1 protein-coding gene and 1 other annotated feature are annotated in these 1,201 nt (G+C 66.2%); the gene reads right to left on the reverse strand.

What is annotated here, in order from left to right; genetic code table 11:
- Positions 1–1,146, reverse strand: a protein-coding gene (locus tag SKC41_RS31720) for an IS3 family transposase (protein ID WP_330981553.1) whose coding sequence is annotated in 2 segments (ribosomal slippage) — positions 1–843 and positions 843–1,146 — 1,147 coding nt annotated over the 2 segments. Because the reading frame shifts where the segments join, the coding sequence is not laid out codon by codon here. This gene is flagged as partial in the annotation.
- Positions 716–847: a sequence feature (AL1L pseudoknot), on the reverse strand. Its footprint overlaps the gene before it by 132 nt.
- Positions 1,147–1,201 lie beyond the last annotated feature (55 nt).

Consider the following 1,201-nt stretch of genomic DNA (forward strand, 5'->3'; position numbering starts at 1 on the left):
GGACCCAGCTCAGGGTGGTCAGTTCAACGTCTTCGACGGTTTTCCAGGGTCCGGTGCGCGCCGGTCCGTAGATGAGTTCGGACTTGTAGTAGCCGTTGACGGTTTCGGCCAGGGCGTTGTCGTAGCTGTCGCCGACGGTGCCGATGGAGGGCATTGCACCGATCTCGGCCAGCCGCTCTCCGTAGCGGATGGACGTGAACTGCGATCCTGCGTCGGAGTGACATCGCAACCCCGCCAACGTCTTTCCGCGTGACCAGCGGGCCATCTCGATCGCGTCGAGCACCATCGTGGTGCGCATGTGCGGCGCGACGCGCCAGCCGACGATCATCCGGCTGAACGCGTCGGTGATGAAGCAGACGTAGGCCACCCCGGCCCAGGTCGGCACGAATGTCAGATCGGTCACCCACAGCTGGTTGGGTGCGCTCGCGGTGAAGTCCCGGCCCACCAGATCGGGATGCCGCCCCGCGGCGGGGTCGGGTTTGGTGGTGCGGACCCGCTTGCCGCGGCGCGCTCCGGCGATACCGGCAACGCGCATGTGTCGGGCGACCTGATCGCGCCCGACGTCGTGGCCAGCACGGCGGGCTGCTTTCCACAGCTTGCGGGCACCGTAGACGCGGTAATTGTCTTCCCAGAGTTGCCTGAGTGCCGGACCGATGACCGCGTCGCGGCACGCGCGCGCCGAGGGCGGACGCGCCTTGTTCGCGTAGTAGCTGCTCGGGGCCACCTGCACCCCTGCTGATCGCAGGACGGTGCAGATGGGCTCGACCCCGAACTCGTCGCGGTTGGCGTCGATGAAGCCGACTACTTCTTGTGTTGGCGGTCGAGCTCCGCCCCGAAGAAACTGGCCGCTCGTTTCAGAATTTCGTTGGCGCGCTTGAGTTCTCGGTTCTCCTGCTCCAGGTCTTTGATCCGCTGCGACTCGGCAGTCGACACTCCGGGAGCGTAGCCGTCATCGATGTCGGCTTGGCGCACCCAGCTGCGCACCGACTCCACGCCGTAGCCCAGTTGGCGGGCCACCCGATACACCGTCCCGTGCTCGGTGCCCAACTCCGCACGCAGTGTGCGCACCATCCGCACCGCAGCGGCCTTCTCCTCCGGGCTGTACCTACGGCTGGTCGGCTTCCCTGACGACTGTTCCTTCGGCATGACTCCATCCTCGTTTCCAAGGTCAGGAGCCTCCGGGATTTCCACGGCGATTCAC

The organism is Mycobacterium sp. 050128 (genome assembly GCF_036409155.1).
Taxonomy (GTDB): domain Bacteria; phylum Actinomycetota; class Actinomycetes; order Mycobacteriales; family Mycobacteriaceae; genus Mycobacterium.